This is a genomic window from Pseudomonas sp. UYEF17, from assembly GCF_040546125.1.
GTDB lineage: Bacteria > Pseudomonadota > Gammaproteobacteria > Pseudomonadales > Pseudomonadaceae > Aquipseudomonas > Aquipseudomonas putida_Z.
Genome location: NZ_JBEPNE010000014.1, coordinates 34924 through 54521, shown reverse-complemented (window position 1 = coordinate 54521; position 19598 = coordinate 34924). Strand labels below are relative to the sequence as shown.

Annotated in this window: 15 protein-coding genes; 6 read left to right on the top strand and 9 right to left on the bottom strand. The window is 64.7% G+C overall.

Features of this window, described 5'->3' with window-relative positions:
* Positions 1–33 precede the first annotated feature (33 nt).
* Together ABIB24_RS19285 and ABIB24_RS19280 are read right to left on the bottom strand one after the other, a co-directional pair.
* Entirely contained in the window at positions 34–1011 is a 978-nt protein-coding gene (locus ABIB24_RS19285; protein ID WP_085592049.1) for a thiamine pyrophosphate-dependent dehydrogenase E1 component subunit alpha, read from the bottom strand.
* A gap of 22 nt (positions 1012–1033) precedes the next feature.
* A complete protein-coding gene (locus ABIB24_RS19280; RefSeq protein WP_137162904.1) occupies positions 1034–2089 on the bottom strand; it encodes an ATP-NAD kinase family protein in 1056 nt (351 codons plus the stop codon).
* 283 nt (positions 2090–2372) lie between these two features.
* Here ABIB24_RS19280 and ABIB24_RS19275 point away from each other — a divergent pair, with 283 nt between their 5' ends.
* Positions 2373–4226 (top strand): sigma-54-dependent Fis family transcriptional regulator, encoded by a 1854-nt coding sequence (locus ABIB24_RS19275; protein ID WP_354317021.1) that lies wholly within the window; start codon positions 2373–2375, stop codon positions 4224–4226.
* A 192-nt stretch (positions 4227–4418) separates the two neighbouring features.
* Here the strand turns inward: ABIB24_RS19275 and accC are convergent, their stop codons facing one another.
* From accC to ABIB24_RS19245, 6 genes are all read right to left on the bottom strand, one after another.
* A complete protein-coding gene (accC, locus tag ABIB24_RS19270) occupies positions 4419–5774 on the bottom strand; it encodes an acetyl-CoA carboxylase biotin carboxylase subunit (protein WP_003257054.1) in 1356 nt (451 codons plus the stop codon).
* Positions 5775–5791: 17 nt separating this feature from the next.
* Positions 5792–6253, bottom strand: a complete 462-nt coding sequence (gene accB / locus ABIB24_RS19265; RefSeq protein WP_075044486.1) for an acetyl-CoA carboxylase biotin carboxyl carrier protein — start codon at positions 6251–6253, stop codon at positions 5792–5794.
* A 100-nt stretch (positions 6254–6353) separates the two neighbouring features.
* Positions 6354–6809 (bottom strand): type II 3-dehydroquinate dehydratase, encoded by a 456-nt coding sequence (gene aroQ / locus ABIB24_RS19260; RefSeq protein ID WP_003255330.1) that lies wholly within the window; start codon positions 6807–6809, stop codon positions 6354–6356.
* A 179-nt stretch (positions 6810–6988) separates the two neighbouring features.
* Positions 6989–8761: a protein-disulfide reductase DsbD gene (locus tag ABIB24_RS19255; protein ID WP_354317018.1), complete on the bottom strand. Its 1773-nt coding sequence runs from the start codon at positions 8759–8761 to the stop codon at positions 6989–6991.
* 313 nt (positions 8762–9074) lie between these two features.
* Positions 9075–11036 (bottom strand): methyl-accepting chemotaxis protein, encoded by a 1962-nt coding sequence (locus ABIB24_RS19250; protein WP_274120386.1) that lies wholly within the window; start codon positions 11034–11036, stop codon positions 9075–9077.
* 242 nt (positions 11037–11278) lie between these two features.
* Positions 11279–12637 (bottom strand): diguanylate cyclase, encoded by a 1359-nt coding sequence (locus ABIB24_RS19245; RefSeq protein ID WP_274120385.1) that lies wholly within the window; start codon positions 12635–12637, stop codon positions 11279–11281.
* A 248-nt stretch (positions 12638–12885) separates the two neighbouring features.
* On the opposite strand from ABIB24_RS19245, the gene ABIB24_RS19240 reads away from it, so the two are divergent.
* From ABIB24_RS19240 to ABIB24_RS19220, 5 genes are all read left to right on the top strand, one after another.
* Complete coding sequence (locus tag ABIB24_RS19240) at positions 12886–13953, top strand: DUF2333 family protein (protein ID WP_013970713.1); 1068 nt, start codon at positions 12886–12888, stop codon at positions 13951–13953.
* A 2-nt stretch (positions 13954–13955) separates the two neighbouring features.
* Positions 13956–14492 carry an NUDIX hydrolase gene (locus ABIB24_RS19235; RefSeq protein ID WP_025337566.1) on the top strand — a complete coding sequence of 179 codons (537 nt, stop codon included), beginning with the start codon at positions 13956–13958 and terminating at the stop codon, positions 14490–14492.
* 319 nt (positions 14493–14811) lie between these two features.
* Positions 14812–15183: a translation initiation factor Sui1 gene (locus tag ABIB24_RS19230; RefSeq protein ID WP_003257057.1), complete on the top strand. Its 372-nt coding sequence runs from the start codon at positions 14812–14814 to the stop codon at positions 15181–15183.
* Between the two features lie 152 nt (positions 15184–15335).
* Positions 15336–17249 carry an arginine decarboxylase gene (gene speA / locus ABIB24_RS19225; RefSeq protein ID WP_025337567.1) on the top strand — a complete coding sequence of 638 codons (1914 nt, stop codon included), beginning with the start codon at positions 15336–15338 and terminating at the stop codon, positions 17247–17249.
* Positions 17250–17483: 234 nt separating this feature from the next.
* A complete protein-coding gene (locus ABIB24_RS19220; protein ID WP_085705929.1) occupies positions 17484–17939 on the top strand; it encodes an REP-associated tyrosine transposase in 456 nt (151 codons plus the stop codon).
* A 93-nt stretch (positions 17940–18032) separates the two neighbouring features.
* Here the strand turns inward: ABIB24_RS19220 and ABIB24_RS19215 are convergent, their stop codons facing one another.
* A complete protein-coding gene (locus tag ABIB24_RS19215; protein WP_354317016.1) occupies positions 18033–19370 on the bottom strand; it encodes an MATE family efflux transporter in 1338 nt (445 codons plus the stop codon).
* Between the last annotated feature and the right edge of the window lie 228 nt (positions 19371–19598).

Genomic DNA, 19598 nt, shown 5'->3' with positions numbered 1-19598 from the left:
GGTGATTCTCCTGTTGTTCTTGTAATCCGCGGCTCAGGGGTAGGCGACGTAGACGTCGGTGAGCAGGTCGGCGGGCTGTGGCTTGGGATCGGACTTGGCGCGGCGCACGGCGTCTTCGATCAGGTCCTCGACGCGAGCGTCGATGGCGTCCAGTTGCGCAGCCGTGAGCAGGCCGGCGCGGGTGGTCTTGTTGCGGAACTGCATGAGGCAGTCGCGGGATTCGCGCAGGTTCTTGACTTCGTCCGGCGCGCGGTAGGTTTGTGCATCGCCTTCGAAATGGCCGTAGTAGCGGCTGAGCTTGACCTCGATTAGCGACGGGCCTTGCCCGGAGCGGGCGCGTTCGATGGCAGCACCGGCGGCCTCGTACACGGCAAAGAAGTCGAAACCGTCGATGGTGACACCGGGCATGCCGAACCCGGCCGCGCGGTCGGCGATATGGTCGCAGGCAACCGACCAGGTCGAGGCGGTGGCTTCGGCGTAGCCGTTGTTTTCGGCCACGAAGATGCACGGCAGGTTCATGATCGAGGCCATGTTCATGGCTTCGAACACGGCGCCTTCGTTGGAAGCGCCATCGCCGAAGAAGGCCACCGACACATCGTCGCTGCCCTTGATCTTGGCAGCCAGCCCGGCCCCGGCTACCAGCGGTGCACCGGCACCGACGATGCCGTTGGCGCCGAGCATGCCTTTTTCCAGGTCGGCGATATGCATCGAACCGCCCTTGCCACCGCACACGCCGGTCTTCTTGCCGTAGATTTCGGCCATCATGCCGTACACGTCCACGCCCTTGGCGATGCAGTGGCCATGACCGCGGTGGGTCGAGGCGATGCAGTCGCTGTCGCGCAGGTGGGCCATCACCCCGGCCGCGGAAGCCTCTTCGCCGGCATACAGGTGGACGAAGCCGGGGATCTCGCCGGTGGCGAACTCCACGTGCAGGCGTTCTTCGAAGGCGCGGATGGTGCGCATCACTTCATAGGCATGCAGCAATTGTTCGGTACTGAGTTGATTGGACATCTTGTTGTTCTCCAGGGTTGTCTCAACACGGGTTTGCAGGGTGCAACCGGTGGCCGCGCGGTACGGCCAGCAGGTGATGGCGGGCGGCATGCGCCAGCACGGCCTCGACATCCACGCTCAACGGGCCTTGGTGATCGAGGGTGATGGTTGGGGTGTCGTGCTCGGCAAATTCGATTTCGCGCTCGCCGTCCAATGCCAGGGTGCCGCTGGCCAGGCTCAGGCGATGGGCTACGCCGGGCGTCAGCGGGCCGCTGGCGGTGATGCCGCAGCCTTGCAGCAGGCCGGGTGCCAGTGGTGCGAGCAGCGCCTGCTCGGCGCCGGGGTTCAGGCGTACCCAGGCGCCGTGCGGGTCCTGGCGCGAGACTGGGCACCACAGGCCGCACAGGGCCGAGAGGCCAATGGCATGGGGTTCGGCGAAACAGGCGAAGACTTCGCAAAGGTCCTCGCTGCGGCTCAGTGCCCGAGCGCCGATGAAGCGCTGGGGCGACACCGCCACCTCCACCAGGGCCCATTCGGCAAGCTGTTGTTCGGGCACCTTAACCAGCAGGCGCTTGTTGCGGCGCAGGCCGATGCTGGCCGGTACCCGGCCGCTGGCAAGCAGGCCACCGGCCAGGCCGGCGCTGGTGGCCTCGCGCAGTTCGGGGAAGGCATTGTTGGTGCCGGTGGACAAGGTCAGCAGCGGTACGTCACCGGCCTCGGCAGCGACTGCCTTGTGGGTGCCGTCGCCGCCAAGCACGGCGATCATCGCCACACCGCGTTCGACCATGCGGCGGGTGGCCAGGCGGGTATCGGCAACGGTCTGGGTCAGCGGCAGGTCGAGTATTTCGATGGCCGGCCAGTGCTGGTCACGGGCGACCGGGCCCTGGCTGGCCTTGAGCACGGCGGCGGCAATGCCGGTCATGTCACTGGGCAGCAGCACCTGGCCGATGCCGGTGGCACCGAAGGCGGCCAGCAGGCGCTGGATCGCCGAAGCCTTGTCGGTGCTCGAATAGAGCCCGGCGTTGGCGGTCAGGCGGCGCAGGTCGCGGCCAGAGGCAGGGTTGGCAATGATCCCGACGGTTGGGGCGGGTAGCGGCATGGCGCACCTCGTATTCTTGTTTGCCAGGGCAGGAGCAAGCACGGTGCCAGCTTCTTCTGAATTGGCTGAAGTGCCTGCAATAGAGCGGTTTTATTGCGCTCCGGCAGGTGCTGATGGTTCTGCTGGCGAGACGCCCGGTGCCAGCGCGGGGCCGACGTTGCCGAGACGCTGAGACGCTGCGTCTCAAGCCGGCCGGTAATCACGCAGTGCTTGTCGGGGCATGCCCGGAAGCGCTTAATGGCCGGACAACGATAAAAACAGCAACGAGAACCGGAGGGCCTGAATGCTTGCCGCGAACTCCCGAGCCCATGTCGACTGCGTCAGCAGGGTGCTGAAGAATGCCGACCGCCTGCCGCAGGCGCCGGTGCCACCGCTGATCCTCGATTCATGGCGCCGTTCCATGGAGCTGTACCGCCTCGACCCCGGGTCCCAGCAGGGGCCGCGCATCCTGTCCCAAAGCCTGCTCAACGAATGCCGCGAGCGCGCCGAACTGTTCCTGCGTATCGCCAGCGATGCCGTGGCCCGCCTGCATGAGCGGGTGCGCGGTGCCGACTACTGCGTGCTGCTCACCGATGCCTTGGGGCGCACCATCGATTACCGGGTCGAGTCGGCCATCCGCAACGACTGCCGCAAGGCCGGGCTTTACCTGGGCACCTGCTGGTCGGAGGGCGAGGAGGGCACCTGCGGCGTGGCGGCGGTGTTGACCAGCAAGGCGCCGGTCACTGTGCACAAGCGCGACCACTTCCGCGCTGCGTTCATTGGCCTGACCTGTACGGCGGCACCGGTGTTCGACCCGCTGGGCGAGTTGCTGGGCGTGGTGGATGTCTCGGCATTGCAGTCGCCGGATGATCGCCGCAGCCAGCACCTGATCCGCCAACTGGTCGAGCAGACTGCCCGCGAGATCGAAAATGCCTTTTTCATGCACAGTGCCCAGGGCCATTGGGTGATGCGTGCCCATGGCACGCCGGGCTATGTGGAAAGCCAGCCCGACTACCTGCTGGCCTGGGATGGCGATGGCCGCCTGCAGGCGATCAACAGCCTGGCGCGTCAGCGGCTGGTGGAGCACCTGGGGCGTTTGCCCGAGCACATTGGCGAGCTGTTCGACATGGACCAGCTGCGCCGCGTCAACGCATCGTCTGCCCAGCGCCTGCCGGGCCTGGGTGGGCTGTACGGCCGGGTCAGCGCACCCCGCCAGCGCCAGCGTGCGCAGCCGTTGCGCCAGGCCCAGGACGCCCGCATCGAGCAGCATTTACGCCTGGCCACGCGGGTCAAGGACTGCAACCTGGCGGTGCTTGTGCAAGGCGAGACGGGGGCCGGCAAAGAGGTGTTCGCCCGCCAGCTGCATCAGCAAAGCCTGCGTCGCGATGGCCCGTTCGTCACCCTGAACTGCGCGGCCATTCCGGAAAGCCTGATCGAGAGCGAGCTGTTCGGCTATGTGGCCGGGGCCTTCACCGGGGCTTCCAGCAAAGGCATGCAGGGGCTGTTGCAGCAGGCCGATGGCGGCACGCTGTTCCTCGACGAAATAGGCGACATGCCGCTGAACCTGCAAACCCGGTTGCTGCGCGTGCTGGCCGAGGGTGAAGTGGCGCCGCTGGGCGCGGCGCGGCGGGAGCGGGTGGATATCCAGGTGATTTGCGCGACCCACCGTGATTTGGCAGCGATGGTGGAGGATGGGCGTTTTCGTGAGGACCTGTACTTCCGCCTGGCCAATGCCCGCTTCGAGTTGCCGCCGCTGCGCGAGCGTGAGGACCGCTTGGGGTTGATTCACCAGTTGCTGGCCGAGGAGGCCGAGGCCTGCGGGGTCGAGGTGGTGTTGGCGGATGATGCGCTGCAGGCGCTGCTGGTTTACCGCTGGCCGGGGAACTTGCGCCAGCTGCGGCAGGTGTTGCGCTATGCCTGTGCGGTGAGTGAGGGCGGGCGGGTACAGGTGCAGGACCTGCCGCAGGAAGTACGCGGCGAGGTGCTCGCTTCGGCGGAAAGCAGCATGTCTTGTCCGGCCCGGCAGTTGCTGCTGGATGCGCTGATCCGCCATCGATGGAAGCCGGCCGATGCGGCGCGGGCTCTGGGGATATCGCGGGCGACCTTGTACCGGCGGGTGCATGAGCACCACATCGAGATGCCGCGGATGAAGGGGTAGGGCCCTGGGGGCGCGTTGCGCCCCTTTCGCGACACAAGGCCGCTCCTACAGGCACAGCGCCAGCCCAAGGGTTGCGCGATCTCCTGTAGGAGCGGCCTTGTGTCGCGATGGGCCGCAAAGCGGCCCCAGGATCCCCCAGGCAATAAAAAACCCCGGCACAAGTCCGGGGTTTCGGTACATCACACTACGCGATCACTCCTGGCTAGCCAGTTTGTGCTCGAGGTAGTGAATGTTGACGCCGCCTTTGCAGAAACCTTCATCACGCACCAGGTCGCGGTGCAGCGGGATGTTGGTCTTGATGCCGTCGACGACGATCTCGTCCAGGGCATTGCGCATGCGCGCCATGGCTTCGTCGCGGTCCTTGCCGTAGGTGATCAGCTTGCCGATCAGCGAGTCGTAGTTCGGCGGAACCGAGTAACCGCTGTACAGGTGCGAATCCACACGCACGCCGTTGCCGCCCGGGGCGTGGAAGTGCTTCACCTTGCCTGGGCTCGGGATGAACTTCTTCGGGTCTTCGGCGTTGATACGGCATTCCAGCGCATGGCCACGGATGACCACGTCTTCCTGGCGGAACGACAGCTTGTTGCCAGCGGCGATGCTCAGCATCTCCTTGACGATGTCGATACCGGTCACCATCTCCGACACCGGGTGCTCAACCTGCACGCGGGTGTTCATCTCGATGAAGTAGAAGCGGCCGTTCTCGTACAGGAACTCGAAAGTACCCGCACCACGGTAGCCGATCTCGATGCACGCATCGACGCAGCGTTTGAACACTTCCTGACGGGCTTTCTCGTCGATGCCCGGGGCTGGCGCTTCTTCCAGTACCTTCTGGTGGCGGCGCTGCAGCGAGCAGTCACGGTCGCCCAGGTGGATGGCGTTGCCCTGGCCGTCGGACAGTACCTGTACTTCCACGTGACGTGGGTTGGTCAGGAACTTCTCCAGGTAGACCATCGGGTTGCCGAAGGCTGCACCGGCTTCGGTACGGGTGAGCTTGGCCGAGGAAATCAGGTCCTCTTCCTTGTGCACCACGCGCATGCCGCGACCACCACCGCCACCGGCGGCCTTGATGATCACCGGGTAGCCGACGTCACGGGCAATCGCCAGGGCGACTTCTTCATCTTCCGGCAGCGGGCCATCGGAGCCCGGTACGGTCGGTACGCCCGACTTGATCATCGCGTCCTTGGCGGAAACCTTGTCGCCCATCAGGCGAATGGTGTCGGCTTTCGGGCCGATGAAGGCGAAACCGGATTTTTCCACCTGCTCGGCGAAATCGGCGTTTTCCGCCAGGAAGCCGTAGCCCGGGTGGATCGCGGTGGCGCCGGTCACTTCGGCGGCAGCGATGATTGCCGGGATATGCAGGTAGGAATCCTTGGACGATGCAGGGCCGATGCAGACCGACTCGTCTGCCAGGCCCAGGTGCATCAGTTCACGGTCGGCAGTGGAGTGCACGGCGACGGTCTTGATACCCAGCTCTTTGCAGGCACGCAGGATCCGCAGGGCAATTTCCCCGCGGTTGGCGATCAGGACTTTTTCGAGCTTCCCAGACATCGTTGGCTCTCCGCGATTCAAACGACGGTGAACAGCGGCTGGTCGAACTCAACCGGCTGGCCGTCTTCTACCAGGATGGCGTCGATGACACCGCCAACATCGGCTTCGATGTGGTTCATCATCTTCATGGCTTCGACGATGCACAGGGTGTCGCCTTTCTTCACGCTCTGGCCAACTTCAGCGAAGTTCGGCGAGGTCGGCGAAGGCTTGCGGTAGAAGGTACCTACCATCGGCGAGCGGATCACGGTGCCTTTCAGGGCCGGGGCAGCGGCAGCGGCTTCAGCGGCCGGAGCGGCAGCGGCGACCGGGGCAGCAACAGGGGCAGCGGCTACCGGAGCCGGTGCGAAGTACTGCTGGGCAGCTGGGGTCTTGCTGTGACGGCTGATACGGACCGACTCTTCGCCTTCCTTGATCTCCAGTTCGTCGATGCCAGACTCTTCCAGCAGCTCGATCAGTTTCTTGACTTTACGGATATCCATTAATCATCAACTCCCAAAGGTTCGGTCAGGGGGCGAAATACAAAAAAACGTATCTGAAACGTTTCTCTCGAACCCTGGCCCACTGAGGCCAGGGTTTTCATCATTTGGGCTGTGCGTTGGCAGCCAGTTGTTCCAGCGCGGACTCCAGGGCCAGGCGATAACCGCTGGCGCCCAGGCCGCAAATCACCCCTACGGCAACATCGGAAAAGTAGGAGTGGTGGCGGAACGGTTCGCGTTTGTGCACGTTGGACAGGTGCACTTCGATGAATGGGATGCTCACCGCAAGCAATGCGTCACGTAATGCGACGCTTGTGTGGGTGAAAGCAGCCGGATTGATCAGGATGAAGTCCACACCCTCGTTGCGTGCGGCGTGAATGCGGTCGATCAGTTCGTATTCGGCGTTGCTCTGCAGGTACTGCAGATGGTGGCCTGCGGCGCGGGCACGTTGCTCCAGGTCCTGGTTGATCTGGGCCAGGGTCACGGCGCCGTAGTGGCCAGGCTCGCGGGTACCGAGCAGGTTGAGGTTGGGGCCGTGGAGCACCAGTAGCGTTGCCATCTGCGGATTCCTTGGATTTGTAGGGCAATTCGACACAGCGCGGCGAGTGTGCCGTAAAGCGACGGCAAGTGTCCAGTTCCCGGCAATAGCCAGCACGATGTCCGAGGTTCGCGCGAAGTATGTGACCAAATAATTAAATTTGGTCACTGATTTCAGGATTTTTCACAGCTCGCGGGAAGTTATAGACCGACTTTGCCGCGCACGCGTGTCAGAATTTGCGCGAATTCACCGGCATTTATCTCGCCAATGACCCGATCAGCGGTTATTTCGCTACCGTTCGCAGCAAAGAACAACAGGGCGGGAGGGCCGAACAGCTGGTAGCGGTCGAGCAGGCTGCGTTGTTCGGCATTGCTTTCGGTGATGTCGAAACGCAGCAGCTTGAAGCCAGCCAGTTGCGCTTGCACCTGTGGAGCGGTGAGCACCTCGCGCTCGATCACCTTGCAGCTGATGCACCAGTCGGCGTACCAGTCCAGCAGTACCGGCTCGCCGGCCGCCTTGGCCTGGGCCAGGGCTGCGTCCAGAGCGGCGGGGGTAGTGATGGTCTGCCAGCTATCCGCCTGCACCGCCGGCCCGTTGCCGGTGGCCACAAGGGTTGCCGGCGGCAGCGGGCGCAGTGGGTCGCCGTGGCCGCTGAGGGCGCCGTACCAGCAGGCCAGGGCGTACACCAGCAGGGCCAGGCCGAGCAGTTGGGCCAGGCGCTGGCGCGCGGTCTTGACGACAAATTCGAGGGCACCGAGGAACAGCGCCACGCCAGCGGCGAGGAAACCGACCAGCAGCAAGGTCAGCGGGCCTGGCAGCACACGGCTGAGCAAACCGATGGCCAAGCCCAGCAGCAGGACGCCGATCGCGTTCTTCACCGAGTTCAGCCAAGGGCCGCTTTTCGGCAGCCAGGCCGCGCCACCGGTAGCCACCAGCAGCAATGGTGCGCCCATGCCCAGGCCCAGGGCGAACAGCTTGAATGCGCCGCCCAGGGCATCGCCGCTGGCGCTGATGTACAGCAACGCACCGGCCAGCGGCGCCGACACACAGGGCGAAACCAGCAGGCTGGAGAGTACGCCCAGTATTGCCGCGCCCAGCAGCGAGCCGCCCCGGGTGTGGCTGGCGACATTGTTCAGGCGGTTGCTCAGGGCTTGCGGCAGTTTCAGTTCGAACAGGCCGAACATGGCCAGGGCGAACACCACGAAGAACAGCGCGAAGGGCACCAGCACCCAGGCCGATTGCAGGCGCGCCTGCAGGTTCAGGCCGGCGCCGAACAACCCCATCAGGGCGCCGAGTACCGCGAAGCTGGCTGCCATCGGCAGCACGTAGGCCAGCGACAGCGCCAGCCCGCGCAGGCCGCCGGCCTGGCCACGCAGCACCACGCCGGAGAGGATCGGCAGCATCGGCAGCACGCAGGGGGTGAACGTCAGGCCCACCCCGGCGAGGAAGAACAGCAGCAGCGACTTCCAGGTCCAGGCGTGTTCAGCGCTGGGCGGGGTGCTTGCGCCGCCTTCGCCATCGATACTCAGGCGTGCGGTTTCCGGGGGGTAGCACAGGCCTTTGTCGGCGCAGCCCTGGTAGCCCACCAGCAGGGTGAAGGCACGCGGGTCGTTGCGCGGCAGTTCGATATCGAGCACGCCGTGGTATACCTCGACATCACCGAAGAACTCATCATGCTTGGCCTCGCCTTTGGGGATGTTTGGTGTGCCCAGGGCAATGTCGGCCGGTTCGGTGCGGAACTGGAAGCGGTGGCGATAGAGGTAGTAGCCGTCGGTAGCGACGAAGCGCAGCTTGATGGTTTGCGCATCGGCCTGGACCAGGCTGAGCTTGAAGGCCTCGTGTACCGGCAGGAAGTCGGCGTTGTTGGCCAGCGAAGCTGCGCCGAGGGTGGCGCTGGGGCGGTTGTCGAGCAGGCCCGTGGCGAAGGCAGGGCTGGCCAGCAGCAGGAACAGCAGGAAAAACAGGCGGCGCATGGCGGACTCGCGAGGTGGAACGTGCTGGGCATGATAGCGGAGTTGGTGCGGGTTGGGGCCATGCTGGTGGCGGGGGCGACACATGGCCGCTGGCTCATGTGCTGCCTGTGCCGGCCTCTTCGCGGGTAAACCCGCTCCCACAGGGCCTGCTCCAACCTCGAGGCATATGCTGTACCTGTGGGAGCGGCCTTGTGTCGCGAAAGGGCCGCAACGCGGCCCCGGCAATATCAGCTGTGATGCACAGATACTGGGGGCGCTTCGCACCCCTTTCGCGACACAAGGCCGCTCCCACAAAGGTACAGCGTATGCCTTCTCAGACCCTGAAGGCCCGCACCGCCCGGTTCAGTTCACCACCCAGGCTCAGCAGCTGCTCGCCTTGCTCGCGCCCCTCGCCAATGCGCTGCAGGTTGTCCTCACCCAGCTCGTGAATCCGCTCGCTGTGGTCGCGAATCTCGCTCACGGCACCACTCTGCTGCGCCGTGACATCGGCAATCCGCACCGCAGTGTCCGAAATGGTGCGAATGGCACAGACAATCTCGTCCAGCGCCCCATCCGCCGCCTGCGCCTGGTTGGCCGTGGCCTCGGCATGCTCAAGCTGCGCACGCATCCCGGCCACCGAACTTCTGGCTGCCTGCTGCAAGCGGTCGATCAGTGCCTGAATCTCGCCGGTCGCCCCGGTGGTGCGCTGTGCCAGCGAACGCACCTCATCGGCCACCACGGCGAAACCACGGCCCATCTCACCGGCGCGGGCCGCTTCGATCGCGGCATTCAGCGCCAGCAGGTTGGTCTGCTCGGCAATCGAGCGGATCACTGTCAGCACGCCGCCGATGGTGGCCGACTCCTCCGCCAGTTGTTCGATCATGCGGGCGTTGCCCTGCACCTCGTCGACCAGCTCACGCAAGCCCGACAGGCTCTGGCCGATCACCGCCTGGCCCTGTTCCACTGCACGCCCGGCATCGCGGCTGGCGTCGGCTGCGGCACTGGCGTCGCCGGCCACTTGCTGGATGGTTGCTTCCAGCTCACCCAAGGCATCGCGGATCTGCCCGGTGTCGCCGGCCTGGCGTTCGGCGCCGTCATGCAGGGCGGCGCTCATGCCGGCCAGGGCGTGGCTGCTGCCAGCCACCTGCTCGGCGTTGTGGCGGATGGTGCCGACCAATTCCACCAGGTATTGGCGCAGGCGGTTGAGCGATTCCTGGATGTCGCGCAGTTCGCGGTTGGTCCTGCCCAGGGCGATGGCCTCGGCGAAGTCACCCTCGGCCCAGCGCGACAGGGCCGGGGCCAGGCCGGTCAGGGTGCGCGCCAGGCGGCGTTGCAAGGTGTCGATCAGCAGGGCGATAAGCAGGATCAGGCCGATCATCAGGCCCTGGATGATGCGCACTTCGCCGGCAATTTTCCCATGCTGGGCGCGTACCTCGGGCTCCAGTGCTGCAATGGCCTGCTGCACGGCCTCCAGGCGTTGGCCGGTGCTGGCCGCCAGGGCGACGCGGCGCTCGATCTGTTCGCGGGTGCGCTGCAGTTCCGCCGGGTAGCGGCCGAGCAGGCTCTGCAGTTCGCGCTTGAGGCCGACGGCAATGTCTTCCTGCTGGGCGCTGGCCTGGGTTTCCAGGCCCATCATCGCGGCGAAGTCGTCGGCACCGGATTCGGCGCTACGGGTTACGCCCAGCAAGGGCAAGGCGTCGATCGCCTGGGCCTGGGCACGGATCAGTTGCAGCTCGCGCTCCACTTCGTCGGCCAGCTCCGGGCGGCCGCTGCTGACCAGCTTGTCCCGGGCCAGCGACAGGCGACCGAGGTGCACAGTGGCGTCAAACAGTGGCACCAGGTAGCGGTTGGCGTCGGCGCTGCCGCTGTCGCGGGCGTAGCCGGCCAGTTGTTCGAAGTTGGCGCCCAGTTCCCGCTCGGCCTGCAGCAGCAGGGCTTGCGGGTCGCCGGCCAGCTTGCCGGCGGCCAGCAGCTCCTCGGCGGTAAAGGCCTGCAGGCTGTCAAGGCTGGGGCGCAGTTTGTTGGCCAGTTCGCTGGGCCACTCGGCCAGCGCGGCCTGCAGCTGCTGGTTGGCCTCCATCGCCGCGGCGTGGCGCAGGGCATCGCCACTGCCCAGGTACGCCTGGATGTTGCGGGCCGCCTGGTTCTGGAACTGCTGGGACAGGCCCAGGTAGCGCTCCATCAACTGGTAGGGGCGCTCAAGGGCCCGCTGCGACCACCAAAGGGTGGCGCCCAGGGCGATACACACGGTTACCAGCAACAGGGTGTTGAAATTGGTCAGCCACTTCAGGCGCATAGCCGCGAGCTTCCTGCGGGGAGGGGAGAGGTCGGTGGCTGAAGTTATTGCGATTTTGTGACGGGGTGATGACGACAGGGGGTTGGCGCCATAAAAAAGTGGCACAGTGCCTCCATTTCAATCTGTGCCGGCCTCTTCGCGGCTAAAGCCGCTCCCACAGGGACTGCGCAATCCCTCAGTCCGGTGGAGTACCTGTGGGAGCGGCTTTAGCCGCGAAGAGGCCGGCACAGGCAAAGCCTGATTCAGGGCTCTACACGCACCACGCAATTACGTCCGGCATGCTTGGCCCGATACAGCGCCTCGTCCGCCGCACTGGCCATGGTCAGCGCATCCAGCCCCTCATCCATTTGCACCACCCCGGCACTGAAGGTGCACTGCAAGTCCCGTGGCTGCGCCGGGTAGAGAATCTCGGCAAAGCGCCGGCGGATTTCGTCCAGCACCTTGTGCGCCGCGTCCAGCGCGGTATTGGGCATGACAATGGCGAACTCTTCACCACCGTAACGGCCAATGAAATCGGTCTTGCGCAAGCGCTGCTTGAGAAACAGCGCCAGGCTCTTGATCACCCGGTCGCCCATGGGGTGGCCATGACGGTCGTTGATCTTCTTGAAGTGGTCGATGTCGAGCATGGCAAAGCTCAACGGCTGCTGCTCGCGACGGGCGCGGAAGCTGCAGTCTTCCAGCAGTTGCAGGATGTGGGTGTGGTTGTACAACCCGGTCAGGCTGTCGCGCACCATGCGCGCCTTCAGGTGCCGAGCGCGGGCGGCGCGGTTGCGCACGGTGGTGATCAGGTGGCGTGAGCGAAACGGTTTGGTCAGGAAGTCATCACCGCCTTCGCTCATGGCATCCAGCTGCTTGTCCAGGTCGTCCTCGGCAGACAGGTAGATGATCGGCACGCTCACATAACGGTCGCTGTGGCGGATCACCTTGGCCAGCTCAGGGCCGGTGCAGGCCGGCATGTACAGGTCGAGGATGATCAGGTCGGGCTGGAAGTCGGCCAGCTCGGCCATGGTGCGGATCGGGTCGGTCAGGCTGCGGGTGATCATGCCGGCACTGGCCAGCACGCGCTCGGTGTACAGCGCCTGGGTGCGCGAGTCGTCGATGATCAGCACGCGCAACGGGTCGTGCTGGGTGGCATTGGTCAGCAGTTCGACCTTTTCCAGCAGGCTGGAGGCTTCCAGGGTGCCGGTGAGGAAGTCCTGGCCACCGGCGCGCACGGCGGCCAGGCGGGTCGGGGTGTCGGTTTCGTGGTGGCTGAAGAACAGCAGCGGTATATGCCGGGCCAACCCCTGCTGCACCTGGGCAGCCAGCAGCAAGCCTTGGCCGGCACCGTTGAAGTCGACATCCATGATGATGGCCGAGGGCGGGTATTCGCCGATCGAGGCCTGAAACGCCGCGGCGCTGGGCAGCGCCTGCACCACCAGGCCAAAGAATTCCAGTTGCTGGGCCAGGCGCTGGGCACGTTCGTGGTCCTGCAGCAGGATGTACACCGGCTTGCGCAGGGGCGGCAGCAGCACCTGGTCGAGCGGGTCGTCCTTGCGCAGGCCGCTACGCGTCAGCTGTTGGGCGGGGCACAACGGGCTCGGCTCGGCTGCTTGGCTCATGTCCTGGCTACTTGTAGGTTGGGGTGTGCAGGGGCAATGATGGCTCTATGCTAGCAGTTCTTTTCAGGCGCGTGAGTGCGCTGCATCAACAAAGCGGCCAGAACGAATATTCAGTTGCTGACCGATTGGTCGCTTATGCGTAAGGCGGTGTCTGCTTTATAGTGCTGCCACGCGGGCTTGCCGTGGCACCCTGGCGCAGGCCTGTGGTCCAAGCCCCTGAACCGTCGTGACTGATTAAGGACAAAGCCATGCTGGACTGGAAAAACCGCGAGGCCAAAGCCGAGCCCCGCGAGCGTGTCGACGGCCGTGGCGCCGCCGCCCGTAGCTACCTTGGCGGCCTCTGGAGCCGTGCCCTGGGGACCCTGATCGGGTTGTACCTGCTGGTGTGTATCGGCCTGGGCTGGTACTGGAGCCAGGAGCCGGAGCTGTTCCCGGTGCAGCAGAACGCCCAGGCCGCAGCCGAGCGTACCGGCCAGCAGATGGTGGTGGGCTACACCACTATCGAAACCCTCAAGACCGTGGCCGGCACCTTGCTGAACAAGCCCGGTGGCTACATTTCCAACGACCGCTTCCCGCCAGGGCTGTGGATGGACAACATGCCGAGCTGGGAATATGGCGTGCTCGTCCAGGTGCGCGACCTGTCCCGTGCCCTGCGCAAGGACTTCGCCCGTTCGCAGTCGCAGTCGACCGAAGACGCCGACCTGGCCAAGGCCGAGCCGCGTTTCAACTTCGACAACAAGAGCTGGATCCTGCCATCGAGCGAGTCGGAGTTCGAAGAGGGCATCAAGTCGCTGACCCGCTACCAGACCCGTCTGGCTGCCGGCGACAAGGGCGCAATCTTCTACACCCGTGCCGACAACCTGAACAACTGGCTGGGTGACGTGGCCACCCGCCTGGGCTCGCTGTCGCAGCGCCTGTCGGCCAGCGTTGGCCGGGTCAAGCTCAACACCACGCTGAAGACCGAGTCGCTGGTCGCCGGCCAGGCACCGCAGGTGGACGAGGAGCTGGTGGAAACCCCATGGCTGCAGATCGACAACGTGTTCTACGAAGCCCGTGGCCAGGCCTGGGCGCTGTCGCACCTGCTGCGCGCCATCGAGGTGGACTTTGCCGACGTGCTGGCGAAGAAGAACGCCACGGTCAGCGTGCGCCAGATCATCCGTGAGCTGGAAGCCTCGCAGGAAGCCCTGTGGAGCCCGATGGTGCTCAACGGCAGCGGCTTCGGCATGTGGGCCAACCACTCGCTGGTCATGGCCAACTATATTTCCCGGGCCAACGCGGCGGTCATCGACCTGCGTCAGCTGCTGTCGCAGGGTTGACGATGGCGATCAGCCCGAACGAGGCCGCCCACCGGGCGGCTTCCGACCGAGAACTGGTCACCTGGGTGGACGAAGCCGACCAGGTGCTGGGTGCCTTGCCCCGCGCCGAACTGCGCGAGCGCGGCCTGATCGGGCGTTGCACGTTCATTCTGCTGTTCAACAGTGCCGGTGAGCTGTGCGTGCACCGGCGCACCCTGAGCAAGGCGCTGTACCCGGGGTACTGGGATGTGGCGGCAGGCGGCATGGTGACGGCCGGGGAGGCGTATGCCGATTCGGCGGCGCGGGAGCTGGCCGAGGAGCTGGGGATCGACGGTGTGGAGCTGCGTTTTCATGAGCGGTTCTACTTTGACCAGCCAGATAACCACTTGTGGTGTGCGGTGTATTCGGCGGTGTCGGATGCGCCGTTGCGGTTACAGCCGGAAGAGGTGATCGAGGCACGCTTCATTGGCCTGGAGCAGGCTGAGCAAGAAAGCCTGACCAAGCCGTATTGCCCGGACTCATTGGCGGCGTTGCAGCGCTACAAAGCCAGCCTGGGATGACGCCGGGGACCGCTTTGCGGTCCTTTCGCGACACAAGGCCGCTCCTACATTGATCGGCGTACGCAGGGCCTTGTAGGAGCGGCCTTGTGTCGCGATCGGGCTGCGAAGCAGCCCCAGTGTCGAAAGGAGTCGCAAAACATTCGCAAAATGCCGCATTCCAGTACTTAGCAACAGCCGGATTTATCGTTACACTGCGCGCCCTTTTCGGGCTGCCGCAGGTCTTGCGGCAGTAGCGCCGCCCCTGCCAGAGTGGGGCTTCGCGGTCGGGCTCAACCCCCTGGGGCCGACCAGTTTTTGTCCTCAGCACAGAGGAACAAAAGTGGCCAAGAAAGCTTCTTCCTTCGCCGCCCTTGGCGGTCTCGTTTACTCCACCGACACCGGTCGGCACTGCCCCGACTGTAGCCAGCCGGTGGATGCCTGCACCTGCAAGCAGCAGGTCATCCCCGAAGGCGATGGCATTGCCCGTGTGCGCCGCGAAAGCAAGGGCCGCGGCGGCAAGACCGTGACCACCGTCACCGGCGTGCCGCTGCCGCTCGATCAGCTCAAGGAGCTGGCCTCTACCCTCAAGCGCCGCTGCGGTACCGGTGGCGCCCTGAAGGATGGGGTCATCGAAATCCAGGGCGACCATGTCGAACTGCTGATCGGTGAGCTGACCAAGCAGGGCTTCAAGGCGAAAAAATCCGGCGGCTGATGCGGCCACGCGATTTTTTGCCCAGTGCTTTCTAAACTCGTTGCCGTGACCAGGGTCTACCCCAGGGCACGGACGAATCGTCATTTTTGGCTTTTACACTGCGCCCGCCTCCTTGCGGGGCAGTGTCTTCGACTTATCTATAGGGGACTTGAATGTCCGTACGACGCACACGCAAAGACGATGGTAGCCAATGGACCGTGGCCGACAGCCGCAGTGTTTATGGTATCCGCCATTGGGGCGCTGGTTATTTCGCCATCAATGAAGCCGGGCGCGTCGAAGTACGCCCCAACGGCCCCAAAAGCGCACCGATCGACCTGTTCGAACAGGTCGACGAGTTGCGCCAGAGCGGCCTGTCGCTGCCATTGCTGGTGCGCTTCCCCGACATTCTGCAAGACCGCGTACGCCAGCTGACCGGCGCCTTCGATGCCAACATCGCGCGCCTGGAATACCAGAGCAAGTACACCGCGCTGTACCCGATCAAGGTCAACCAGCAGGAAGCGGTGGTGGAAAACATCATCGCCACGCAGAACGTCTCCATTGGCCTGGAAGCCGGCTCCAAGCCCGAGCTGCTGGCAGTGCTGGCGTTGGCGCCGAAGGGTGGCACCATCGTCTGCAACGGCTACAAGGACCGCGAGTTCATCCGCCTGGCGCTGATGGGCCAGAAGCTCGGCCACAACGTGTTCATCGTTATCGAGAAAGAGTCGGAAGTGGCCCTGGTGATCGATGAGGCTGCCGAGCTCAAGGTCAAGCCGCAGGTCGGCCTGCGCGTGCGCCTGTCGTCGCTGGCCTCGAGCAAGTGGGCCGATACCGGTGGCGAGAAGTCCAAGTTCGGCCTGTCCGCTGCCCAGCTGATCTCGGTGGTGCAGCGCTTCCGCGATGCCGGCCTGGACCAGGGTATCCGCCTGCTGCACTTCCACATGGGTTCGCAGATCGCCAACCTGGCCGACTACCAGCACGGCTTCAAGGAAGCCATCCGTTACTACGGTGAGCTGCGTGCGCTGGGCCTGCCAGTCGACCATATCGACGTTGGCGGTGGTTTGGGCGTGGACTACGACGGTACCCACTCGCGCAATGCCAGCTCGATCAACTACGACATGGACGACTACGCCGGCGTTGTTGTGGGCATGCTCAAGGAGTTCTGCGACGCGCAGGGTCTGCCGCACCCGCACATCTTCTCCGAGAGCGGCCGTTCGCTGACCGCGCACCACGCCATGCTGGTGATCCAGGTGACCGACGTCGAGAAGCACAACGACGACGTGCCGACCATCGAGAACAAGGAAGCCCTGCCCGAGACCGTGCAGTGGCTGGTCGACCTGCTCGGCCCGACCGACATCGAGATGGTGACCGAGACCTACTGGCGCGCCACCCACTACATGGGTGACGTGGCCGCGCAGTATGCCGATGGCAAGATCAGCCTGGCCGAGAAGGCCCTGGCCGAGCAGTGCTACTTTGCCGTGTGCCGCCGCCTGCACAACTCGCTGAAAGCCCGCCAGCGCTCGCACCGCCAGGTGCTGGACGAGCTGAACGACAAGCTGGCCGACAAGTACATCTGCAACTTCTCGGTGTTCCAGAGCCTGCCGGACACCTGGGCCATCGGCCAGGTACTGCCGATCATCCCGCTGCACCGACTGGACGAAGAGCCGATGCGTCGTGCCGTGCTGCAGGACCTGACCTGCGACTCCGACGGCAAGATCAACCAGTACGTCGACGAGCAGAGCATCGAGACCAGCATGCCGGTGCATGCGGTGAAGGAGGGCGAGGACTACCTGCTGGGTGTGTTCCTGGTCGGTGCCTATCAGGAAATCCTCGGTGACATGCACAACCTGTTCGGTGACACCGACTCGGTGAACATCTACCAGAACGCCGACGGTAGCGTGTACCACGCCGGTATCGAGACCCACGACACCATCGAAGACATGCTGCGCTACGTGCACCTGTCGCCGGAGGAGTTGATGACGCACTACCGTGACAAGGTGGCCAGCGCCAAGATCACTGCGCGGGAGCGGACACAGTTCCTGGATGCTCTGCGCCTTGGTCTGACCCGGTCTTCGTACCTGTCGTCGTAATCCTCGGGGGCCGCTTTGCGGCCCATCGCGACACAAGGCCGCTCCTACAGGGGACCGCGAAGCCACATGGATTTGCGGTTTCGCGGGAAATCGCGGTGCGAGCTGTTGTAGGAGCGGCCTTGTGTCGCGAACTGAGGGCGCAGCCCTCACCGCGTCATACTCGGTAATGATCCACCGGCGATGCCTTTGATCGCCACGCCTATCCTGTGAATGCAATGTTCAAAGGAAGTCGACATGGATCGTCACGGCAACCATCGCTTGCGCCAAGGGCGCTTTTCAGAGCCAGGCCGGCTCTACCTGCTAACCACCATCACACGCCATCGCCTCCCCTTATTCGAGAACCTCTGGTTTGCGCGTTCGGCCATTCAGCAATTGCGGCTGAGTGATCGAGAGGGGAGTTGCCGTTCGCTAGCCTGGGTCTTGATGCCGGACCATTTGCATTGGCTGATCGAGCTCGGCCCGACCAGCCTGGGTAAAGTCATGTGTGCCTTCAAGTCGAGAAGCAGTTGCGCGCTCTACCGTACAGGTGCCGAGCGACAGCACATCTGGCAACCCGGCTTTTACGACCGGGCGCTGCGCAAAGAGGAGGATGTAAAGGCCGCTGCCCGCTACATCATCGCCAATCCCATTCGGGCTGGCCTGGTGCGGCGGGCTGGTGATTATCCACATTGGGATTGTGTGTGGCTGTGAATCCGCAGGTGAGGGCTTCGCCCTCATTTCGCGACACAAGGCCGCTCCCACAAAGTCCTGCGTACGCCGATCAATGTGGGAGTGGCCCCGGCATTACTGAACCCAAAGCCCTTTTTCCTGCAGCCGCCACCCCACCCACCCCAACGTCACCGCCCGCAACCCCATGAACCCGAGAAACGCCAACCACAACCCATGGTTGCCAAACCCACCCATGAGCACTCCCAAAGGCAGCGCAATCACCACCGACACCAACATCGCATTACGCATCTCCCGCGCCCGTGTTGCGCCAATGAACAAGCCATCCAGCAAGTAACTCCACACCGCAATCAACGGCAGCAATGCCAGGTACGGCAGGTACGGATAAGCCGCTGCCCGCACACTCTCGATGTCGGTCTGCAAATCGATGAACAAGTGCCCGCCCAGCAGGAACAACCCGGCAAACCCCAGGCTGGTGATCAGCGACCATCCACTGGCCACCACCAGCGAGCGGCGCAATGTGTCGTGGTCGCGGGCGCCAATGGCATGGCCGCACAGGGCCTCCACCGCATGCGCCAACCCGTCAAGCGCATAGGCAGTCAGCAGCAGGCCGTTGAGCAGCAGGGCATTGGCCGCCACGGTAGCTTCACCCAGGCGTGCGCCCTGCACGGTTATCAGCAGGAACACCAGTTGCAGTGCCAGGCTGCGCAGGAAGATGTCGCGGTTCACCGCCAGCAGCGGCCGCCAGGCCTGCCAGCGCTTGAGCGCCGCCCACACGATCTGCCCCGGATAGGCGCGCAGGGCCGGGCGGGTCAGGGCCAGGCCGAGCAGGGCGGCGCTCCATTCTGCAATCACCGACGCCCGCGCCGAGCCCAGCACGCCCCAATTCAGGCCAAGCACGAACCACAGGTTCAAGGCGATGTTCAGCAGGTTGGTGGTCAGCAGGATGGCCAGCGGCGCCCGCGCGTTCTGGGTGCCGAGGAACCAGCCGACCAGGGCGTAGCTGGCCAGTGCCGCGGGCAGGCCGAGCAGGCGGGTATGGAAGAAGTCTTCGGTGGCTTGCTGCAGGGCCGCACTAGGTTGCATCGCCTGCAGCGCCAGCTGGCTGAAGGGCAGGGCCAGCAGGCCGATCAGCAGGGCGAAGCCGACCGCCAGCAGCAGCCCTTGTACCAGCACCTGGCGCAACGCTGCACCGTCGCCACGCCCGGCGGCCTGGGCGGCGAAGCCGGTAGAGCCCATGCGCAGGAAGCCCATCAGGCCGACCATGAAGGTGAACAGCGTGGCGCCCACGGCTACGGCACCCAACTGGTGGGCGTGGGGGAGGTGGCCGATGACCGTGCTGTCGACCAGGGCTACCAGCGGCACGGAGATGTTGGACAGGATCATTGGCGCGGCCAGGGCCCAGACCTTGTGGTGGGTGGGGCGGTGCTGCCAGTCGGTGGTCAGTGAGGTCATCGGGTGTCCTGGGGAATCCTGGGGCTGCTGCGCAGCCCTTTCGCGACACAAGGCCGCTCCTACAGGAACCGCAAGGCCTTCCAGGTTGCCGCGGTCCCTGTAGGAGCGGCCTTGTGTCGCGAAAGGGGCGCAAAGCGCCCCCGCTTTTCTAAATTGCCAGCAGTGTACCGGCCATGCAGCCAATTCGCGCGACCATAGTTGCGCTATAGTTGCTGCCCTCACGTACAC